Consider the following 21,665-nt stretch of genomic DNA (forward strand, 5'->3'; position numbering starts at 1 on the left):
AATAACCATTAACTAAGTGCATAAAATTAAACATTTTAAAAAAATATTTAAGTTTTAAAAAAAATAAAAATATTTTCTAAACACTTTTAACTAAAATTAAATGTCTTTCGCCCTCTAATTCTGGTACATGCAATGGAATTATTTTTTCAATTTTGAAATTTTTTGATAATTCATTTGCTTCATCAGCATGATAAATTCCTTTTAATGCGTAAAAAAATCCATTTTCTGTTGGTAAATTTTTACACCATTCAGTCATATCTTTTAAACTTGCAAAAGCACGGCTCAATACGCCATCAAATTTATCTTCAACGTTATATTCTTCAACCCTACTTAAAACAGGAGTAACATTCGTTAAACCTAATTCACGTACTGCATTGCGAATAAAACTGATACGCTTACCTAAACTATCTAATAATACAAAATTTTTAGTTGGATTAATGATAGCTAAAGGTAAACCAGGCAATCCAGGCCCAGTACCAACATCAATAAATGATTGTCCTTCTAAATAAGGGCTGACGACTAGGCTATCTAAAATATGTTTAACTAACATTTCCATAGGATCACGTACGGAAGTGAGATTATAGGCTTTATTCCATTTATTTAATAATAAAACTAACTTAACCAATTGTTGTTTTTGTTGATCGGGAATAAAAAGTGCGGTCTGTTTTAGCAAAATTTCTAATTTTTGAGCTAATTCCAATTCAAGATTATTCGCCACGTTTAAGCATTCCTTGTTTTTTCAAATTAACTAATAAAATTGAAATCGCAGCTGGTGTAATTCCTGAAATACGGCTTGCTTGACCAATAGATACAGGTCTATGTTGCATTAATTTAGCTCTCACTTCATTAGATAAGCCTGATACTAAATCATAATCAAAATTATTTGGGATAGCTGTATTTTCATGGCGTTTTTGACGTTCAATTTCTTCTTGTTGATGTTCAATATAACCTTGATATTTAACACTAATTTCAACCTGTTCAACGGCTTCTTTATCTTCCATTGCTGGTTTAAATGGTGTAAGCGTCGTTAATATTTGATAATTTATTTCAGGACGACGTAATAAGTCTTCACCATTAGCTTCACGAACTAATGGACTTCCTAAAACTTTATTAGCTTCTTCTAAATATTCTGAGCGAGGATGTAACCAAATACCACGTAAACGTTGTTTTTCAGCCTCAATATTTTCCATTTTTTGGTTAAAACGTGCCCAACGTTTATCATCAATTAATCCTAACTCATGAGCAATTGGTGTTAAACGCATATCAGCATTATCTTCACGTAACAATAAACGATATTCAGCACGAGAAGTAAATACACGATATGGTTCTTTTGTACCTAATGTACATAAATCATCAACTAATACACCTACATAAGCTTGATCTCGACGAGGGAACCAACTTTCTTTTTCTTGTACAAATAATCCCGCATTAATTCCAGCCAATAAACCTTGTGCAGCAGCTTCTTCATAACCTGTTGTACCATTAATTTGACCAGCAAAAAATAAACCATTAATAGTTTTAGTTTCCAAGGTTGGTTTTAAATCACGAGGATCAAAGAAATCATATTCAATAGCGTAACCAGGTTTTACAATACGTGTTTTTTCGAGACCAGGCATTGAATTAACAATTTTCATTTGAACATCAAAAGGTAAACTAGTTGAAATACCATTTGGATAAACTTCATTAGAAGTTAATCCCTCTGGTTCAAGATAAATTTGATGAGAATTGCGATCAGCAAAGCGCATTACTTTATCTTCAATTGAAGGACAATAACGAGGACCAATACCTTCAATAACTCCCGTATACATAGGACTACGATCTAAATTATTACGAATTACTTCATGTGTTTTTTCATTAGTGCTTGTAATATAACAAGGAATTTGCATCGGATGTTGATCAACAGATCCCATAAATGAAAAAACAGGCAATACTGCATCGCCATGTTGTTTTGCTAAAATATCAAAATTAATAGTACGAGCATCTAAACGGGGAGGTGTGCCTGTTTTTAAACGATCCACACGTAAACCAAGTTCTCTTAAACGTTGAGATAGGGTGATAGAAGAAGGATCTCCCGCTCGTCCACCAGAATAGTTTTCTAAACCAATATGGATCTTACCAGCCAAGAAGGTTCCAGCAGTTAAGATCACTGCTTTAGATCTAAATTTAAGTCCCATTTTAGTTGTAACACCAACTACATGATCCTGTTCTAATAAAATATCTGTGGCTTCTTGTTGGAAAATATCTAAATTTTCTTGATTTTCTAAGGCCATTCTTACCGCTTGGCGATAAAGAACACGGTCTGCTTGCGCTCGAGTAGCACGAACAGCAGGCCCTTTACTACTATTTAATGTTCTAAATTGAATACCCGCTTTATCTGCTGCAGTCGCCATTAAGCCACCCATAGCATCAATTTCTTTAACTAAATGACCTTTACCAATACCACCAATAGCAGGATTACAGGACATTTGTCCTAAAGTATCTACATTATGTGTTAATAATAAAGTTTTTAATCCCATGCGAGCAGGAGCAAGTGCCGCTTCTGTACCTGCGTGACCACCACCGATCACGATGACATCATAATTTTCTGTATAAAACATAATAACCTTGTTTTTTTAAATACTCTTTAAGCCTTGATCTTGTAGATCCAATCTTTTTAGATAACTGGTTATTGTACTTAAATTTAAGATAGCTTGAAAGTATATTCTAAAGATCCATATTATGGAGATCCAAAAAGATCACATACATATAATTAAAGATCTTATTTATATATAAAGATCTTATTATTACTATTATTATGATCATTGGATCTTGTGAGTAAGATCTTTTTTGCTTTTTAAATAAATAACTTAGATCTCTTTTAAAGTTGTTAAGATCTTTATATTAATATATGAAATAAACTGTGTATAAATAGATGAGTTATCCACAAATAAAAGATGATAGTAATTTATTAATAGATTAAAAACACTTTTTTTACAGCTTTATTGCTAAGTTATCCACATATATAAATTCATAAAATTTAATTTAAAACGTTGGATTGATAATTAATTAAAAAATTAGATAATAGATAAACAGAGCAAATTAAAAGGGCTGATCACAATGTAATATTGAAATCAGCCCTTGAATTAAAAATTTAACTTTTTACAGTCAAATCAAAATAATGTTTTTTATTTATTAAATTATTTTTATAATTTAGCACTTAACATTGCTTCTAATTTTTCAATATCAGCCGCAAATTTACGAATACCTTCCGCTAACTTTTCTACTGCCATTGGATCTTGATTATGTTCCCAGTAGAATTCTGCTTCTGTCATTGGTGCTGGACGAGCTTTCACTTCACCTGTATAAGCTAATTTACGAGGTAGTGCGGTTGTACTCTCCTGTAATTGTTGTAATAAGCTTGGTGCAATAGTTAAGCGATCACAGCCCGCCAGTTCAGTGATTTCACCAATATTACGGAAACTGGCTCCCATCACTACTGTTTGATAACCATATTGTTTGTAATAGTGATAGATACTAGTAACGGAAACAACACCGGGATCTTCAGAAGGAAGATATTCTTTCTTATCGGTATTTGCTTTGTACCAGTCTAAAATACGACCAACGAAAGGAGAAATTAAATAAACTCCTGCTTCTGCACAAGCTCGGGCTTGAGCTTGAGAGAATAATAAGGTTAAGTTACAGTTAATCCCTTCTTTTTCAAGAACTTCAGCAGCACGAATACCTTGCCAGGTTGAAGCTACTTTAATTAAGATACGGTCATTTGAAATGCCTGCTTCATTATAAAGACGAATCAGTTTACGTGCTTTTTCAATGGTTCCTTGAGTATCATAAGAAAGACGAGCATCCACTTCGGTAGAAATACGTCCAGGAACAATTTTTAAAATTTCTAAACCAATTTTAACGGCTAAGATATCTTCAGCCTCAATAATTTGTTGTGCTTTGTCATGGGTTTGTTGCTTAGCATAAGCAATAGCTTCATCAATTAAAGTGGCATATTGAGGCAAAGCAGAAGCACTTAAAATTAATGAAGGGTTAGTTGTGGCATCTTGTGGTTGATATTTTTTGATAGCTTCGATATCCCCTGTATCAGCCACTACAACGGTCATACTACGTAATGTTTCTAATTGTGTTGTCATTATTTACCTCTATTTATTGTGAATTTAGGATATTTTTATACAATAACACATAATTCTGTTAGTTTAATGTGATTTTTATCTTTAGTATTGATAGTTAATATCTTAAATATTTAATAGTACTAAGTCTTTTTATTAACTTCAGTGATTTAGATCACAAATAAATAGATTAAAAGGAATATTAATAATGATAGTTCGTTGTAGTTGGGCAAATGGTATAGATATTTATGAAAAATATCATGATGAAGAATGGGGTAAACCTGAATTTGATAGTATTAAATTATTTGAGAAAATTTGTTTAGAAGGACAACAAGCCGGGCTTGCTTGGATTACGATATTAAAAAAACGTGAAAATTATCGAAAAGCTTTTTATCAATTTAACCCTGAATTGATTGTTAATATGACCGATCAAGATATTGATAAATTGATGCTAGATAAAGGATTAATTCGTCATCGTATAAAATTAGAGGCTATAGTTAAAAATGCTAAGGCTTATATGGCAATGCAAAAGTGCGGTGAAAATTTTAGTAATTTTATTTGGTCTTTTGTAAATAACCAACCTCAAATAAATGATGTACCCACTTTAAATAGTATTCCTACTAAAACTGAAACTTCAAAATTATTATCTAAAGCTTTAAAGAAAAGAGGGTTTGTTTTTGTTGGTGAAATAACTTGTTATGCTTTTATGCAATCTATGGGATTAGTGAATGATCATATAAATGATTGTTTTTGTAAAAATAAATAATCTACTTCATTTATATATATATAAGGTTTTTTAGAGTATAATTAATCTAATTTTAGCTAAATAATTATATGGTTAACGAATGAGAAAGAATACTTACACTTTACTTTCCCTATCAATTTTTATCGCACTTTATAGTTCAGTAAGTAGCGCTGATTTACAACAACGATGCTTAGCTGGCGTTCCTCAATTTTCAGGTAAAGTTGTTCAAGGCAATATAAATGATATGCCTGTTTATATTGAAGCAGATAGAGCTGAATTAAACCAACTCACTAATGGTATTTATGAAGGTTATGTAGATATAAAACAAGGTAATCGTCATTTAAAAGCTGCTTCAGCAGAAGTTGTTCAGTCAGGTAAAGGTGATAATGTGCAACGTTTTGCTTATGTAAAAGGTGGCTTTGATTACAAAGATAATATCATTAATTTAACAGGCGATGATGCTAAATTACATTTGAATTCTAAAGATAGTGATATTAATAATGCGAGTTATCAATTTGTAGGTAGACAAGGTCGCGGTACGGCTAAAAATGCAGAAATGCGAGATAATGTACGCTTATTAAAAAATGCAACTTTTACTTCTTGTTTACCTGATGATAATTCATGGGAAATTGAAGCGAGTGAAATGAAACAATATGTTAAAGAAGAATATGCTGAAATGTGGAATGCTCGCTTTAAAGTTGCTGGTGTGCCAGTTTTCTATACTCCTTATTTACAATTACCTATTGGTGATCGCCGTCGTTCTGGTTTACTAATACCGAAAGTTGGTAGTTCTAGTCGAGATGGTTATTGGTATGCTCAACCTATTTATTGGAATATAGCACCTAATTATGATTTAACTTTTACACCTAAATATATGTCAAAGCGTGGTTGGCAATCGAATGGAGAATTCCGTTATTTAAATGAATTAGGTGAGGGTAAACTAGCAGGAGAATATTTACATAAAGATCATTATAAAGATTACTTAAATGATAATAAATCACGCCATTTATTTTATTGGGCGCATAATGCAAAATTATTTAATAATTGGCGTTTAAATATAAATTATACCCGAGTAAGTGATAAACGTTATTTTAATGATTTTGATTCTGATTATGGTAGTAGTACAGATGGTTATGCAACACAAACAGCACGTTTAGCTTATTATCAACCAAATTACAATTTTTCTATTTCAGCAAAACAATATCAAGTTTTTGATAATGTATCCATAGGTCCATATAAAGCATTACCACAGATTGATTTTAATTATTATAAAAATAATTTATTTAATGGGTTAGCAGACTTTAAATTATTTGCTCAATCTGTTCGTTTTGATAATTCTAGTTCATTAATGCCTACTGCTTGGCGTCATCATTTAGAACCAAGTTTAAATTTACCTTTAGTAAATAAATATGGAAGTTTAAATATTGAATCTAAACTTTATGCTACTCACTATCAACAACGTAAGGGCAGATCAACTAATGCTGAAGAAATAGAACATTCAGTAAATAGAGTAATCCCACAAGTAAAAGTAGATTACCAAACAGTTTTAGCCAGTAATAAAACTTTTATTAATGACTATACTCAAACCATTGAACCTCGAATTCAATATTTATATCGTCCCTATCGTAATCAAAGTAATATTGGTTCAAAACGTAATACAGAATATTTAGGTTATGGATATGATTCCGCTTTATTACAACAAGATTATTATTCATTATTCCGTGATCGCCGTTATAGTGGTTTAGATAGAATAGCATCTGCTAATCAATTTACCTTTGGTGGTACGACTCGTTTTTATGATGAACAAGCGAATGAACGTTTTAATTTATCGTTAGGTCAAATTCTTTACATGAATAATTCTCGTATAGATGATAATGATAAAAATAATACTTCTGGACGTTCTTCTTCTTGGGCATTAGAAAGTAACTGGAAAATTAATGATCAATGGAATTGGTGTGGTAGCTATCAATATGATACTCGTTTAGATGAAGTTTCATTAGCTAATACTAGCTTAGAATATAATCCTAAGAAAAATAATTTAATTCAGTTGAATTATCGTTATGCAAGTCAAGCTTATATTGATCAAAATTTAACGGCTGGTGCAAATCGTTATAACCAAGATATTAAACAAATAGGTGCAACCATTGCTTGGGAAATTACTGATAATTGGTCTTTTGTCGGACATTATTATCATGATATCGCATTAAATAAACCTGTTGAGCAATATGCAGGTGTACAATATAGCTCTTGTTGTTGGTCTGTTGGTATTGGTGCAAGACGTTATTTAACTCGAAAATCAAATCAAGAATATACCAGCAATAGAGATGTATTCTATGATAATAGTTTTGGTATTACCCTCGAATTACGAGGTTTAGGTAATGAACAACATAACACCATTGTAGATATGTTGGATAAAGGTATGTTACCTTATGTAAAACCATTTAATTTGTAATATTTCTCGTTTATAAAGGTGTTGATTTCAACACCTTTTTTATTACCTATCAAATAATAAATTTTCTATTTTTAAACCGCACTTTTTCTCAATAATAAAAATACACACTATATATAGTGTTATTAATTTCTATTAATATCTATATATTGATGTTAGAATAAAAACGATTTTTATTTCTATATAGGTGTTTTATGTCTAGAAGTCTTTTTGAAAAACGTTTGAATATTAAACCTTATGAATATCCAGAATTATTAGAATTTAAAGATGCAATTCGTCACTCATATTGGTTGCACACTGAATTTAATTTTACGGGAGATATTCAAGATTATCGTACAACGATTAATCAGTCAGAACGTCAAGTTTTAACTCGCACTATGTTAGCTATTTCGCAAGTTGAAGTGAATGTAAAACGTTTTTGGGGAGATTTATATCGTTATTTTCCAAAACCAGAAATTGATGATGTGGGAGGTACTTTTGCAGAAAGTGAAGTGCGTCACAAAGATGCTTACTCATTTCTATTAGAAAAATTAGGTTTAAATGAAATGTTTAGCAAAATTACTGAATTTAAACCTCTAATTAATCGTATTCACTATATGGAAGATTTCATGCGTGATAAAGATGAAAGTCAAGAACGTTTTATTTTATCACTCATTTTATTTTCTCTATTTGTGGAGCATATTTCACTGTTTGGTCAATTCTTTATTATGATGTCTTTTAATAAGCATAAAAATCTATTTAAAGGAATTTCAAATGCCGTAGAAGCTACATCTAAAGAAGAGGAAATTCATGGTCGGTTTGGTATTGCTTTATATGAAATTTTACGTGAAGAACACGCTGATTTATTTACTGAACAATTCTATATTGATCTCAAGTATCTTGCTAATCAAGCACTTGAAGCTGAACGTAGTATTTTAGCTTGGATTTTTGAAGCTGGTGATTTGGATTTTGTAAGTCGCAAGTTGGTGGAAAATTATATTACTAATCGTTATAACCAATCTTTAGAAACTTTAGGTATTCCAGCACCTTATACAGTAGATATTGATTTATTAAAAGAAACAGAATGGTTTGATATTGAAATTCTTTCTACTAAAGAAACAGATTTCTTTAACAAACGTAGTACTGATTACAGCAAAAAAATGAAACAAATTACCGCAGATGACTTATTCTAATTCCACTCGTCCAGACTTCCACTGGCTTAATGAAGATAGCCGTTTATTTTTACAACGTGGCTATTTATTGGAAGGAACAGCAGCGCTTGAGCGTATTCGTTATATTAGTGAATATGCAGAACATAAATTAGGCATTGAAGGTTTTGCTGATAAATTCTATCACTATATGGCAAGAGGTTATTTTTCCCTTTCATCGCCAATTTGGTCTAACTTTGGATTAGATCGTGGTTTGCCTATTTCTTGTTTTGGTAGCTATATTGGGGATTCCATTCAAGACATAATGACCACAGTTGCTGAGGTCGGAATGATGAGCAAAATTGGCGGTGGAACATCTGCGTATTTTGGTGATATTCGTCCTCGAGGTAGTGCAATTAAAAATAACGGTAAATCAGATGGTTCATTTAATTTTACAAAACTTTTTGATACGACTATTGATGTTATTTCTCAAGGCACTTCACGTAAAGGACAATTTGCAGGTTATATTGATATTGAACATGGTGATATTGAAGAATGGTTAGATATTCATACGGAAGGTAATCCAATTCAATTAATGTATTACGGTGTGTGTGTCGGCCATGAATGGCTTGAATCAATGAAAGCTGGAGATGTTTATAAACGTCAATTATGGGCAAAACTTTTACAGCGTAAAACGGAAACAGGTATTCCTTATTTATTCTTTAAAGATAACGCTAATGCTGGTCGCCCTGATGTATATAAAGATAAAAATATGGTAATCCATGCTTCAAATTTATGTACAGAAATTATGTTGCCAACGAGCATTGATGAAAGTTTTGTATGTTGTCTTTCTTCGATGAATTTATTGTATTTTGATGAATGGAAAGATACTGATGCAGCTGAAACACTCATCTTTTTCCTTGATGTTGTAATGAGTGAATTTATAGAGAAAAGTGCTTCCATTCCTTATTTACATCGAGCTCATCAATTTGCAACTCGTCATCGTGCGTTAGGTTTAGGTGTATTAGGTTGGCATAGTTATTTACAAGCAAATAATATTGCTTTTGATAGCTTTGATGCTATGCAAAAAAATAATCTGATTTTTAAAACATTACGGGATCAAACTTTAACCGCATCAAAAGCATTGGCTAAACGCTTTGGGGAACCTGAAATTTTAAAAGGTTATGGACGTCGTAATACAACATTAATGAGTATTGCTCCAACGAAATCTAGTAGCTTTATTTTAGGTAGTGTTTCACCATCTGTTGAACCGTTTAAATCAAATTATTATGTAAAAGATTTAGCGAAGATTAAAACTATTTATAAGAATCCATTCTTAGAAGCATTACTTAAAGAAAAAAATTTGGATACAGAACAAATTTGGGATAGTATTTTACATAATGATGGTTCCGTTCAACATTTAGAACAACTTTCCGAGCATGAAAAAGAAGTATTTAAAACTTTTTCTGAAATAAGTCAGTTAAGTGTGATTCAACAAGCTGCCCAACGTCAGCAATATATTGATCAAGGTCAGAGTATTAATGTGATGGTTCACCCCAGCACACCAGCACGGGATCTCAATCAGTTATATCTTACAGCAGAAGAATTAGGTGTAAAATCTATTTATTATCAATATAGTATGAGTGCCGCTCAAGTATTTAACCGAAACTTACTTAGCTGTAGTAGTTGTGAAGGTTAGCTAATAATAAAAACAACAGTGCCCTGTTTTACACAGGGCACTATATTTAATTTATTAACTAATCTAACTATTGGGAATAGACAAAGTGCGGTCAATTTTTGAAAAATTTTATTTAGTTTGATTTAAACCTAAAAAATCACCCACTTCATGTTCTAATTGGCTCATAGCAATTAATGCTTCTTGGGTTTGTTTGGCTTCTTCTTCATCAATAATGCTCATCGCAAAACCTACATGTACAAGCACCCATTTTCCTAATAAATCTTTTGTTTCACCTTCGCAAATAAGTGAAATATTCACTTCCCGTTGGACCCCACATACATCCACTGTTGCAGGTTGAAGAGCATCTTCTCCCACATTAACAATTTGACCAGGAATACCTAAACACATATTTTCCTTCTTATTTTGCTTTTTATATAGAACTTATTTTACCATTGCTTTGAAAATATTACGACGATTTACATCTGTAGTTGCTTGTTTCATTGGTAATGATAATAGCATTTGTAAACAGTCTTTAGTAAGTTGTACCGCATAATCTTTACTCAATGAGCTATCTAAAGGTGAATGTAATGAACAACTTAAATATTGAGGAATATTTTCTAAACTACTTACGGTGAAATTTAAGGTTTTATAAGGCAGAGGAATGGCTAATTTATCCCCTAACTCACGAATTTCCCATTGTTGACCAGGACCAGGTAAAACCACCACACTTAACATCCAAGGTGTTAATACTGCACCAATCCATTGATTTTCGAATAAAACGAATTTAGGACAGAAACAAGGTATTTCTTCACGATAGAAAGGTAAACCTTGCATATTCAGTTTTACTTTTTCCATTTCTGCTTGAAATAATTCTGCTGGATTGCTTTCAAATCCATCCACTAATTCAGAAAGTGCGGTAGTATTTTGATTAATTTTATTATAGTTATACATAAATTTCCTAGTTTAGATCCGGTGAAGGTAATCCAAACGCTTTTAATTGTTCAGATAAGCAATTTAAAACTTCAGGAATCGCATTTTGAATGGTTGTTGTCAAACCAATATGCGGTTCTAATGATTCAGGTTGAATACCAATTAAGCAAAGATTTTTTGGATATTCATCTGTAAGCCATAAAGCAGATAAAACGTCACTAATTCCCAATTGATGTGGTGATATTTTATGTGAGAACATTTTAGGAACTTGTTCATCTTTTAATATAATTACTTCGCCTGGTTGTTTACCCGCCAACACCGCATCAATAATTATTAGATAATCTCGATTGGCTAAACTATCCATTAATTCCATACCGCAAGTGCCACCATCAACAATATCAAAGTGCGGTATAAAATTAGGATTTTTTTCAAGTTGTTGTACTACTCGTACACCTACTCCCTCATCAGAGAGTAGGATATTACCAATACCTAAAATTAAAGGTTTCATTATAGAACCTTCACTTGCGTTGTTTCTCCAGTTTCCGTATTAACCACATGCACTGCACAAGACATGCAAGGATCAAAGGAGTGAATATGACGAACAATTTCTAATGGTTTTGTTGGATCTGCAACTTTAGTACCAATAACAGATAATTCATAAGGACCCATTTCATCATTTTGGTTACGAGGACCAGCAAGCCATGTTGAAGGTACAACTGCTTGATAATTATCAATTTTACCGTCTTTAATTACAACCCAATGAGATAACATACCACGAGGTACTTCACCAAAACCCACACCAGTAAATGTGCCTTTTTCAGGAATATTGGCTTTTAAGTAAGCTATCGTATCGCCTTTGCCAATATTATCTATGAGTAATTGCCATTGTTGAACTAGAATTTCATTTAAGGCTGCACAATGTACTGTACGTCCAATAATACGACCTAAGGTTGAGTGTAAGTCATTAATTTCTAAAGTTCGACCAGCAAGTTTGTCGTAAATTGCTTTTAATTCATTAAAGTGTTTGGTTGTTATTTCATTTTTTGCGGCTAAGTTTGTTAATAAACAAGCAAGAGGCCCTACTTCAACAACTTTGTCATAGAATGAAGGGGCTTTTACCCAAGAATATTTCGCATTTTCATCCCAACCTGTATATTTAGGGCGAGTTAATCCAGCCCATGGTGCTAATGCTTTATCATCTTCATACCATGAATGTTTGCCACTTTCTTTAATTCCTTGTACCACAAAGTTATCTTTTTGTGTGGTAATTGGGCGGAATGTATTCATATCAAAGTTTTCAATATAACCACCCGTTAAGGCAAATTTATCATTATTGCCATCTAATGGATATTCTGGTGCAGCTAGATAATTACCAGAAGTTTTACCTATAGTTAGCCATTCAGGATAGAATGCAGCAAAAACAGCCGCATCGACTTTATAAACTTGATTAATAAAGTCACCTAAACGATCAATACATGCTTTCACATATAATAAACGTTCTTGGTTTAATACTGCTGGAGAATCTAAGTTAATTGGGTTAGCAACACCACCAATCGCTAAATTTTGAATATGTGGTGATTTACTTCCTAGTAATGCAACTACTCGATTTGCATCTCGTTGGCATTCTAGTGCTTGCAGATAATGAGCTACAGCAATTAAATTAACTTCTGGTGGTAATTTCATTGCTGGATGACCAAAGTAACCATTAGCAAAAATACCTAATTGTCCACTATCAGCTAATTTTTTAATTTTTACTTGTACATTGCGGAATTCATTTTCACTGTTTAATGACCAGGTTGAAATACCTTTTAACATGTCAGAAGCTTTTTTAGGATCCGCTTTTAATGCCGCCGTAATATCTACCCAGTCCATAGCGGATAATTGATAGAAATGCACAATATGGTCATGAATACTGTGCGCAGATAGAATCATATTACGGATATATTGAGCATTTGCAGGCACTTTGGCTCCCACGGCATCTTCTACTGCTCGCACACTTAAAATTGCATGTACAGTGGTGCATACCCCACAAATTCGTTGCATAATCATCCATGCATCACGCGGATCGGCACCTTTCACGATGTTTTCCATACCTCGCCACATGGTCCCTGTTGACCAAGCATTGGTAACTACACCATTTTCAATGTCACAATCAATACGTAAGTGACCTTCAATACGTGTAATTGGGTCAATTGTGATACGTTTTTTATCTGTCATGCTTTTTCTCCGCTAATTGTTTTTTGTGCTAAGTTTTCACTTAACGCTGCTTTTTCAGCAATAATTTTTTCTGAGGTTTCGTGTTTGGCTTCTTTCAATACAGGAAGTACTGGGAATAAGCGAACAATTAAAATATAGGCACACACTTCAATAGAAACAAAACCGATAGATATTAATAATTCTTCAGCTGATGGGAAATATTTATAACCATTGCCTGGATTGTACATAATCATAGAATAGTCAAGACGCCATAATGCTGCACCTAATAACATACTCAACGCTGAAATAAATAACCAACGTCCATCTGAAAGACGCTCCCCTAAGAATAAGGTGAGTAATGGTAGAGTCATTAACCATACTTCAGCCCAAAACATCCATGCTTCAAATTTAAATAAACCTAACACATAGTGCAGTTTATGATGATAAATTAATTCACCAAAACGAATGACTAAGAATAAGGCAATAAGAATAGCTGCAACACGAGTAAGTCGGCTAAATAAATGACGCTCATCAGGGGCTTGATGTGCAAGACTTGCTTTTACTAGAGAACCTTCAAAAATAACAATTGAGAATCCCATAATAAATGCTGTGAGTAATGAAAAAATAGGTAAACATTCATAACTTTGCCACGCTGGATGAACTTTGTGACCAGCAGCAATCATTAATGAACCCATTGATGATTGGTGCATCATTGGTAATAAAGCTCCTAGAGCAATCACAAAGAACATGATTTTATCTAGTTTTTTGAAAAGCTTTTTAAAACCAAAGAAACCTAGCCAAACAGGAGCAAACTCTAGAGTAACAACACAGATATAAATAGTCATACATACTGCGGTTTCAAACAACACAGAATTAGTATTAAATTGACCAGGCAAGTAGAAATAAGGTAAATGCCAATAACGCCCCATATCAATGGTAATAGATAATCCACCTAGGCTATAACCGAATAAACTGGCGAGTAAAGCAGGGCGTACTAAACCATGATATTGACCTTTATTAAAGATATATACCGCCCAAGCTAAAGCCCAACCACCACAAGCAAAGCCAGTACCGACTAATAAGTCAAAGGCAATCCATAATCCCCAAGGGTATCCACCATTTAAAGAGGTTACAGAACCGATACCAAGAAATAAACGTTTTACAATTAACGCTAAACAAATGATAGCGAGAGGTGTAAAGAATAAAATGGAAGCAGAAATTAATTTACCTCCAACTGGACGAGCAGCATTACTCATGATGTTCCTCCTCGTGATGAGTTTCAGCACCTTTACCATGCATATTACGGTAAGTCATAAATGTTAATCCTGCTAAACCAACAAGAGGAAGTGCCATGCCTCGATATAAAGTATGTTGTAGATGTGCAGCTCGACTACCTGTTGCAATATCATCTAATGCAGGTAGTCCAAGGTTTTCAAATGGCACACCACTTAATACCAATACTTGTGTACCACCACCTTCTTTTTCACCATAAATATGTTGTTCATATACAGGAACTTTGGCTAAATATTTATCTTTACTATTAATATGTTGACGAGGAAATTTGTATTCTGCCCCCTGTGTTAAGCTTAAACGGTGTTTAGCTTCAGCCATTAGCTCTTCTCTAGTACCAAAAATAATGGCGCCTGTTGGGCAGACATCGCAACAACCAGGAAGTTGTTTATGATTAATCCGTTCCACACCTTTTTGATTACATAATTCGCATTTGCTAATTTCACCAAATGGATTGTTATAATCATATTTAGGCACATCAAATGGACAACCTACCATACAATAACGGCATCCTGTGCAAATATCGGGATCATATCCAACAATGCCTGTTTTAGGATCTTTTGTTAATGCTTGAACAGGGCAAACGCTCACACAATTGGGATCAACACAATGCATACATTGTTTTTTAATATAGGCATAACCATTTTGTGTTTGATCTTTATTTAAACCATCGCCCTCTGACCATACTTGAATGATATTACGAGTAAAAGGCGTTAATTTATCATTATTAGACCATGTTTGATCACCTTTTGGGTTGGTCATTTTACTATTAATATGTTGGCATTCTGCTACGCAAGCTTGACAACCTACACATAATGTTGAGTCGTATAACATACCCAATGCACCAGGAATAGGATCCCGATTTTTTACTTCAGCTTGAGCAGAGTTAGAAGCCATCGCAGCGACACTTCCTAACATGCTTGCTTTTATAAAATCACGTCTATCCATGTTTAATCACCTAAATATTCTTTTTTAGCGGCTTCTTTACGAGCTTTTTCTGCTTCTAAATATTCTTTACGTTGTGCAGAAAGTTCTTTTAAGGTCACTACGGCAACTCCAGCTAATACCGCTGCTGCGCCACCAATTAAGGCAATAGCTGTCATAGAAGCGGTTTCGCCTTCTTGATTACCTACATCAGGTTTTTGTACACGAGGTGTTGGATTTTCAACATTGGCAAGTTGGAAAATACCTTTGGTAAACCCAACGCCTTTTTCATTACATCCATAGCAAGGATGACCAATACCGACAGGCCAGTTATTACCACCAACATCGCAGAAATCTAAGCTCGAACAGTTACCATAAGTTTCAGGGCCTTTACAACCTAAGTGATATAAACACCAACCATGGCGATGACCATAGTCGCCATATTCTTTAGCAAAACGACCTGCATCAAAGTGCGGTCTACGATAACAGTTTTCATGAATTAAACGGTCATAAGCAAATAATGGACGGTTTAATTTGTCCATCGCTGGTAATTTTTTATAGGTTAAGATATAAGCAACGGTAGCTAAGAAATTATGTGGATTTGGAGGACAACCAGGAATATTAATAACAGGCATACCTGGTAAAACTTCTGATAAACTTTTGGCTCCAGTTGGGTTACCACCAGTGGATGGCACACCACCCCATGAAGAACAAGAACCAATAGCAATGATAGCAGCGGCATTTTTGGACGCTTCTTGAATATGTTCGACAATAGGTTTGCCCGCCACCATACAATAAACACCGCCATCTTTTACGGGGATTGAACCATCAACAACTAAAACATATTTACCTTTATATTTTTCCATTGCGTGGTGTTTATTTTCTTCTGCTTGTTCACCAAATGCAGCAGATAAAGCTTCGTGATATTCTAAGGAAATCATATCTAAAACGAGATTCTCAAGGGTAGGGTGAGTAGCTCGCAGTAAAGATTCCGTACAACCTGTACATTCTTGTGCACCAATCCATATCACAGGTGGTCGTTGAGGATTAGTGAGTGCGTGAGTCATTTCTTCCGCACTAGCTTTGGAGTTTAACCCCATGGTAGCAGCTAGCGCAGTACATAATTTCATAAAATCACGGCGTGAAACGTCAGCCATAGAATCGTTTAAAGCTGAAAGTAATCCGTCAGTTCGTTGCATGTTGATCTCCAATCACATATTTTTTGTATGGTTAATTATTAAGAATAATACTCTTATGTAAAAAAAAACTTGAGCATTATCAAAAAACAACAAAAATTTTACAAAAAATGTTCATATATCACATTTTTTGTGATAATAATTATCATTTATAACAATAATATTTCAAAATCACTTAATACTTATCTTGTATTCCTTTCCCCATCTGTTGCATTCCTGTGATAAAATCTAAAACAATTCACAAAAACCTTTGATATATTTGATATGCAGTTACCGATAGAACAATACTCAACCCTTTTAACTCAAAAACAACAAAAACTAACCGCACTTTTAGCGCCATTTAACGCACCAGCATTAGACGTATTTGATTCGCCTACGCAAAACTATCGTATGCGAGCAGAGTTTCGAGTATGGCATGATAAAGGTGAGTTGTATCACGTCATGTTTGATCAACAAAGCAAACAACGTTATCGTGTAGATCGTTTTCCTACTGCAAGTGTTCTCATTAACCGAATGATGGAAACATTAATTCCGCTGATTAAAGAGCAAGATATTCTGAGTAAAAAATTGTTCCAAATTGATTACCTTAGTACCTTAAGCAACCAAATTATTGTCAGTTTGCTTTATCACAAAACGTTAACGGAAGAATGGCAAATCGCGGCACAAGCCTTGAAAGTGCGGTTAGAAAATAAAAAATTTAATGTGCAAATTATTGGTAGAGCGACTAAACAAAAAATCTGCTTAGATCAGGATTATGTAGATGAAATTCTCCCTGTGAATGGTCGAAATTATGTGTATCGTCAAATTGAAAATAGCTTTACGCAACCAAATGCTGTAGTCAATTGCAAAATGTTGCAATGGGCTATTGAATGTACCAAAAACAGTACGGGTGATTTATTAGAATTGTATTGTGGTAATGGTAATTTTTCTATCGCTTTAGCCCAAAATTTCCGTAAAGTATTGGCTACTGAAATCGCTAAACCTTCTGTGGCAGCAGCACAATTTAATATTGTGGAAAATGGTATTGATAATTTACAAATTATTCGTATGTCTGCTGAAGAATTTACTCAAGCCATGAATGGTATACGTGCCTTTAACCGTTTGAAAGGGATTGATCTCAAGGCTTATCAATGTAATACCATTTTTGTTGATCCACCTCGAGCAGGGCTAGATTCTGATACGCTAAAACTAGTGCAAAATTACGATCGGATTTTGTATATTTCCTGTAATCCGCATACCTTGTGTGATAATTTACAGCAACTAACTCATACCCACCGTATTGAAAAAGCGGCTTTATTTGATCAATTCCCTTACACTGATCATATGGAAAGTGGAGTCTGGTTGGTACGTAAATCATGAAAATTCAACTAATCTGTGAAACAGAAATTTCCGAAAATTTCACCGCACTTTGTGTTGCTCAAGGTTTAGAACATGATCCTCAAAATACTCTTGCTTTGGTGCAAACGGAACAAAACGGAGAAGTGCGGTTAGAATTGCGAAAATTAGATGAGCCTAAACTCGGAGCCGTTTATGTGGATTTTGTGACAGGCACAATGGCACATCGCCGTAAATTTGGTGGTGGGCGAGGTGAAGCCATTGCCAAAGCAGTAGGCATTAAAGGTGATGAATTACCCACGGTGATTGATGCTACAGCTGGTTTAGGGCGTGATGCTTTTGTACTGGCTGCTATTGGTTGTAAAGTAAAATTAGTAGAACGCCATCCAGTGGTATCATTATTATTACAAGATGGTTTACGACGTGCTTATGCAGATCCTGATATTGGTGAAATGATGCAGCAAAACATGCAATTATTATCCGTTCATCATATTAGTGAACTTAATCCAGAGGTTGATTTCGCTGATGTCGTTTATCTTGACCCGATGTATCCCCATAAACCAAAATCTGCTTTAGTGAAAAAAGAAATGCGTGTATTTCAGCATTTAGTGGGGGCAGATTTAGATTCTGATGGATTGCTCATACCTGCCTTAAAATTGGCGAAAAAACGAGTGGTAGTAAAACGCCCTGATTATGCGGAATTTCTTGCCCAACGCCAACCTCAATTTAGTCGAGAAACTAAAAATCATCGATTTGATATTTACTCCACAAATATCTAATAAACAGGAGGAACTATCCTCCAATTTAATCATATTCAATAAAAGAATTCACCAAAGGTGAATAAATCCAGTTGATAAAGTGCGGTCTAAATTTCAAAAATTTTTAATGTTTGCTCCAATAAGAAAGGAAATTCTGTAAAGCCCTGACGAGCTAAAAAATGTCCTGATTTTTCTAAAGTAATATATTGGGCTTGCAATTTTTTTGCTAATTCTTCTGAATAATGACAATTTACTATTTCATCATCTAAAGAGGCGATAACAAGACGATTAGGAATATTGCAGATGAGCTTAGCATAATTAATTGGTTCTGAGGTAAAGGCATTTAGCTCTGGTAAGTTTGTTAAATGACGATCAAATCCCGCAACAAGAATAAGCCCTTTTATTGGGGTATTTTTTTGTTGTAAATAACGTAATGTAGCAATACATCCAAGGCTGTGCGCAATAAAGACAGTATTTTCATCTAATTGATGAATATGTTTTTGATGATAGCTTAACCATGCTTCTGGTTCAGGCTTAGATGAATTTGGCATATTGAAAATATCAACATTGATTTGATGGGGAATTAATTGGTTTTTTAACCATTGGAACCAATGTGATTGAGAGGTTGCTGTATAACCATGAGTAATATAAAGCTGTTTATGCATAATGGTTTTCCTATTTTTAGAATTATTTTATAAATTAATTTAATTTTTTCTAGTGTAATTTATATTTAGTATTTTATACGGGGAATAATTAGCTATTTAGATACAAAGATTATTAATGTTATATTTTTGGTTTAAATAACTAAATTTAATTAAATATATAGTTTAAAAAACTATAAAAGATACTAAAAACGCACAAAATGAAAACAAAAACACTATTGACTAGCTTTCTTTTTAGGCTATATTCCTATTTACTGGTTTAATTAATTTTTAAAAGGATTGTCATAATGACAAAGTCAAATTCTACTCGAGAAACTTTTTCAGGGCGTAGAGCCTTTATTATTGCTGCCATAGGATCAGCTGTAGGACTCGGAAATATCTGGCGTTTTCCATATACCACTTATGAAAATGGTGGTGGTGCATTTATTATTCCTTATCTAATAGCATTATTGACGGCTGGGATACCTTTATTATTTTTAGATTATGCAATCGGTCATCGTCATCGTGGTGGTGCACCACTTTCCTATCGCCGTTTTAGCCAACATTTTGAAGCGTTTGGTTGGTGGCAAGTTATGGTGAACGTCATTATTGGTCTTTATTATGCTGTCGTATTAGGTTGGGCTGCCACTTATACTTACTTCTCATTCACCACGGCATGGGGCGCTAAACCAATAGATTTTTTTGTTGGTGAGTTTCTTAAAATGGGAGATATTACACAAGGCGTAAGTTTTGAATTTGTTGGCATGGTTGTCGGCCCATTAATTGTTGTATGGTTAGTTGCATTAGCGGTACTTGCTTTAGGGGTACAAAAAGGGATTGCAAAATCTTCAGCTATTTTAATGCCAGTTTTAGTGATAATGTTCTTTGTTTTAGTGATTTCATCCTTATTTTTACCAGGTGCAGCAAAAGGATTAGACGCGTTATTCACACCTGATTGGTCAAAACTTGCAGATCCAAGTGTATGGATTGCTGCTTATGGACAAATATTCTTCTCTTTATCTATTTGTTTCGGCATTATGATCACCTATGCTTCTTATCTAAAGAAAGATTCTGATTTAACTGGTGCAGGATTAGTGGTTGGTTTTGCTAATAGTAGCTTCGAAGTATTAGCGGGAATTGGTGTATTTGCTGCCCTTGGATTTATGGCAACCGCATCAGGACAGGAAGTGAGCGAAGTCGCAAAAGGTGGTATTGGTTTAGCGTTCTTTGCGTTCCCAACGATTATTAACGAAGCACCATTTGGTGAAGTATTAGGCGTATTATTTTTTGGTTCTTTAACCTTCGCCGCCTTGACATCATTTATTTCTGTCATTGAAGTTATTATTTCAGCCGTACAGGATAAACTTCGCATTCGTCGTGCAAAAGTGACTTTTCTTGTTGGAATTCCGATGATGATTTTGTCTGTATTATTGTTTGGTACAACAACAGGTTTACCAATGTTAGATGTAATGGATAAATTTGTTAACTACTTCGGTATTGTGGCTGTCGCTTTTGTATCATTAATTGCGATTGTTGCAAATGAAAAATTGGGCGTTTTAGGAAATCACCTAAATGAAACTTCATCATTTAAAGTTGGCTTTATTTGGCGCTTATGTATTGTTATTACAACAGGTATTTTAGCATTTATGCTATTCAGTGAAGGCGCAAAAGTTTTCACAGAAGGATACGAAGGTTACCCAAATTGGTTTGTTAACACCTTTGGTTGGGGAATGTCAATTTTATTGGTGATTGTTGCTGTATTACTTTCACGTTTAAAATGGAAAAATGAAATTCAATTTTCGGAGGAATAAAATGAGTACCACTGCAATTATTATGATGATTGTTGCCTTAGTTGTTATTTGGGGTGGGTTTGTCCTTTCCGTAATAAGACTACCAAAAGAATAAAATTTTTAATATTTAAACCGCACTTTGATGTGCATCCATAAACTCCAGCAGTTTATCAACTTACTTAAAGATTGAGCTCTGTATTATACAGGGCTCAAATTTTTTAAACTTGGCTTGATTGTTCTTCATTGTAATAATGAACATGTCTATGCAATGCCTGTTTAACTTTAAACGAACTTAAAAAACTTTCTATCAAAGCATTATTATAACTCTTTCCTCATCTACTTATCACCGAATAGAAATTCAAACAACTTTATCACAGTTTTAATTCCTATTAATTAAGGTTATGTGTAATGGGGGATTAATCAACAATCCGTGCAGAATATTTAAACTAAACATTGAGTTTTGATGAAAAATAGTACATTTGATAAAAAACTTT

General features: G+C 33.7%; 19 protein-coding genes. 8 read left to right on the forward strand and 11 right to left on the reverse strand.

The window, feature by feature from the left end:
• Positions 1 to 76: 76 nt before the first annotated feature.
• The 3 genes from rsmG to tal all read right to left on the reverse strand — a co-directional run bounded on the left by rsmG (position 77) and on the right by tal (position 4,136).
• A complete protein-coding gene (rsmG, locus tag HMPREF1052_RS06965) occupies positions 77 to 718 on the reverse strand; it encodes a 16S rRNA (guanine(527)-N(7))-methyltransferase RsmG (RefSeq protein ID WP_005760885.1) in 642 nt (213 codons plus the stop codon).
• A complete protein-coding gene (gene mnmG / locus HMPREF1052_RS06970) occupies positions 708 to 2,597 on the reverse strand; it encodes a tRNA uridine-5-carboxymethylaminomethyl(34) synthesis enzyme MnmG (RefSeq protein WP_005760865.1) in 1,890 nt (629 codons plus the stop codon). Before mnmG ends, rsmG begins: the two co-directional genes overlap by 11 nt.
• Before the next feature lie 585 nt (positions 2,598 to 3,182).
• Positions 3,183 to 4,136: a transaldolase gene (tal, locus tag HMPREF1052_RS06975; RefSeq protein WP_005760753.1), complete on the reverse strand. Its 954-nt coding sequence runs from the start codon at positions 4,134 to 4,136 to the stop codon at positions 3,183 to 3,185.
• Between the two features lie 184 nt (positions 4,137 to 4,320).
• Between tal and HMPREF1052_RS06980 the strand changes: the two genes are divergently transcribed.
• The 4 genes from HMPREF1052_RS06980 to HMPREF1052_RS06995 all read left to right on the forward strand — a co-directional run bounded on the left by HMPREF1052_RS06980 (position 4,321) and on the right by HMPREF1052_RS06995 (position 10,132).
• The gene (locus HMPREF1052_RS06980; RefSeq protein WP_005760799.1) at positions 4,321 to 4,878 is read left to right on the forward strand and encodes a DNA-3-methyladenine glycosylase I; all 558 of its coding nucleotides are present in this window, start codon (positions 4,321 to 4,323) and stop codon (positions 4,876 to 4,878) included.
• Between the two features lie 79 nt (positions 4,879 to 4,957).
• Positions 4,958 to 7,309 (forward strand): LPS assembly protein LptD, encoded by a 2,352-nt coding sequence (gene lptD / locus HMPREF1052_RS06985; protein WP_005760918.1) that lies wholly within the window; start codon positions 4,958 to 4,960, stop codon positions 7,307 to 7,309.
• Between the two features lie 191 nt (positions 7,310 to 7,500).
• Positions 7,501 to 8,478 (forward strand): ribonucleotide-diphosphate reductase subunit beta, encoded by a 978-nt coding sequence (locus tag HMPREF1052_RS06990; protein WP_005760806.1) that lies wholly within the window; start codon positions 7,501 to 7,503, stop codon positions 8,476 to 8,478.
• A complete protein-coding gene (locus tag HMPREF1052_RS06995; RefSeq protein ID WP_005760930.1) occupies positions 8,465 to 10,132 on the forward strand; it encodes a ribonucleoside-diphosphate reductase subunit alpha in 1,668 nt (555 codons plus the stop codon). Before HMPREF1052_RS06990 ends, HMPREF1052_RS06995 begins: the two co-directional genes overlap by 14 nt.
• A gap of 108 nt (positions 10,133 to 10,240) precedes the next feature.
• On the opposite strand, the gene hybG is transcribed toward HMPREF1052_RS06995, so the two are convergent.
• From hybG to hybO, 7 genes are read right to left on the reverse strand one after another with little or no spacing between them, the layout of a single operon-like run.
• Complete coding sequence (gene hybG, locus HMPREF1052_RS07000; protein WP_005760924.1) at positions 10,241 to 10,519, reverse strand: hydrogenase maturation factor HybG; 279 nt, start codon at positions 10,517 to 10,519, stop codon at positions 10,241 to 10,243.
• Between the two features lie 33 nt (positions 10,520 to 10,552).
• Positions 10,553 to 11,062, reverse strand: coding sequence for a hydrogenase-2 assembly chaperone (gene hybE, locus HMPREF1052_RS07005; protein WP_005760742.1), 510 nt, complete (start codon positions 11,060 to 11,062; stop codon positions 10,553 to 10,555).
• Between the two features lie 7 nt (positions 11,063 to 11,069).
• The gene (locus tag HMPREF1052_RS07010) at positions 11,070 to 11,549 is read right to left on the reverse strand and encodes a HyaD/HybD family hydrogenase maturation endopeptidase (RefSeq protein WP_005760815.1); all 480 of its coding nucleotides are present in this window, start codon (positions 11,547 to 11,549) and stop codon (positions 11,070 to 11,072) included.
• Positions 11,549 to 13,258 (reverse strand): hydrogenase 2 large subunit, encoded by a 1,710-nt coding sequence (gene hybC / locus HMPREF1052_RS07015; protein ID WP_005760858.1) that lies wholly within the window; start codon positions 13,256 to 13,258, stop codon positions 11,549 to 11,551. Before hybC ends, HMPREF1052_RS07010 begins: the two co-directional genes overlap by 1 nt.
• Positions 13,255 to 14,493: a Ni/Fe-hydrogenase cytochrome b subunit gene (hybB, locus tag HMPREF1052_RS07020; protein WP_005760829.1), complete on the reverse strand. Its 1,239-nt coding sequence runs from the start codon at positions 14,491 to 14,493 to the stop codon at positions 13,255 to 13,257. The genes hybC and hybB overlap by 4 nt, the downstream gene beginning before the upstream one ends.
• On the reverse strand, positions 14,486 to 15,475 hold the full coding sequence (gene hybA / locus HMPREF1052_RS07025) for a hydrogenase 2 operon protein HybA (RefSeq protein WP_005760932.1): 990 nt from the start codon (positions 15,473 to 15,475) through the stop codon (positions 14,486 to 14,488). The genes hybB and hybA overlap by 8 nt, the downstream gene beginning before the upstream one ends.
• A 2-nt stretch (positions 15,476 to 15,477) precedes the next feature.
• The gene (hybO, locus tag HMPREF1052_RS07030; RefSeq protein ID WP_005760791.1) at positions 15,478 to 16,650 is read right to left on the reverse strand and encodes a hydrogenase 2 small subunit; all 1,173 of its coding nucleotides are present in this window, start codon (positions 16,648 to 16,650) and stop codon (positions 15,478 to 15,480) included.
• A 261-nt stretch (positions 16,651 to 16,911) separates the two neighbouring features.
• On the opposite strand from hybO, the gene trmA reads away from it, so the two are divergent.
• Together trmA and HMPREF1052_RS07040 are read left to right on the forward strand one after the other, a co-directional pair.
• Complete coding sequence (trmA, locus tag HMPREF1052_RS07035) at positions 16,912 to 18,006, forward strand: tRNA (uridine(54)-C5)-methyltransferase TrmA (RefSeq protein ID WP_005760939.1); 1,095 nt, start codon at positions 16,912 to 16,914, stop codon at positions 18,004 to 18,006.
• Positions 18,003 to 18,761, forward strand: a complete 759-nt coding sequence (locus HMPREF1052_RS07040) for a class I SAM-dependent methyltransferase (RefSeq protein WP_005760775.1) — start codon at positions 18,003 to 18,005, stop codon at positions 18,759 to 18,761. The genes trmA and HMPREF1052_RS07040 overlap by 4 nt, the downstream gene beginning before the upstream one ends.
• A gap of 86 nt (positions 18,762 to 18,847) precedes the next feature.
• On the opposite strand, the gene HMPREF1052_RS07045 is transcribed toward HMPREF1052_RS07040, so the two are convergent.
• Positions 18,848 to 19,405, reverse strand: coding sequence for an RBBP9/YdeN family alpha/beta hydrolase (locus tag HMPREF1052_RS07045; protein ID WP_005760910.1), 558 nt, complete (start codon positions 19,403 to 19,405; stop codon positions 18,848 to 18,850).
• 284 nt (positions 19,406 to 19,689) lie between these two features.
• On the opposite strand from HMPREF1052_RS07045, the gene HMPREF1052_RS07050 reads away from it, so the two are divergent.
• Together HMPREF1052_RS07050 and HMPREF1052_RS11660 are read left to right on the forward strand one after the other, a co-directional pair.
• A complete protein-coding gene (locus HMPREF1052_RS07050; RefSeq protein WP_005760812.1) occupies positions 19,690 to 21,192 on the forward strand; it encodes a sodium-dependent transporter in 1,503 nt (500 codons plus the stop codon).
• A 1-nt stretch (position 21,193) separates the two neighbouring features.
• Positions 21,194 to 21,286, forward strand: a complete 93-nt coding sequence (locus HMPREF1052_RS11660) for a methionine/alanine import family NSS transporter small subunit (protein ID WP_040596397.1) — start codon at positions 21,194 to 21,196, stop codon at positions 21,284 to 21,286.
• Positions 21,287 to 21,665 lie beyond the last annotated feature (379 nt).

It is taken from the genome of Pasteurella bettyae CCUG 2042, from assembly GCF_000262245.1.
GTDB classification, from domain to species: domain Bacteria; phylum Pseudomonadota; class Gammaproteobacteria; order Enterobacterales; family Pasteurellaceae; genus Basfia; species Basfia bettyae.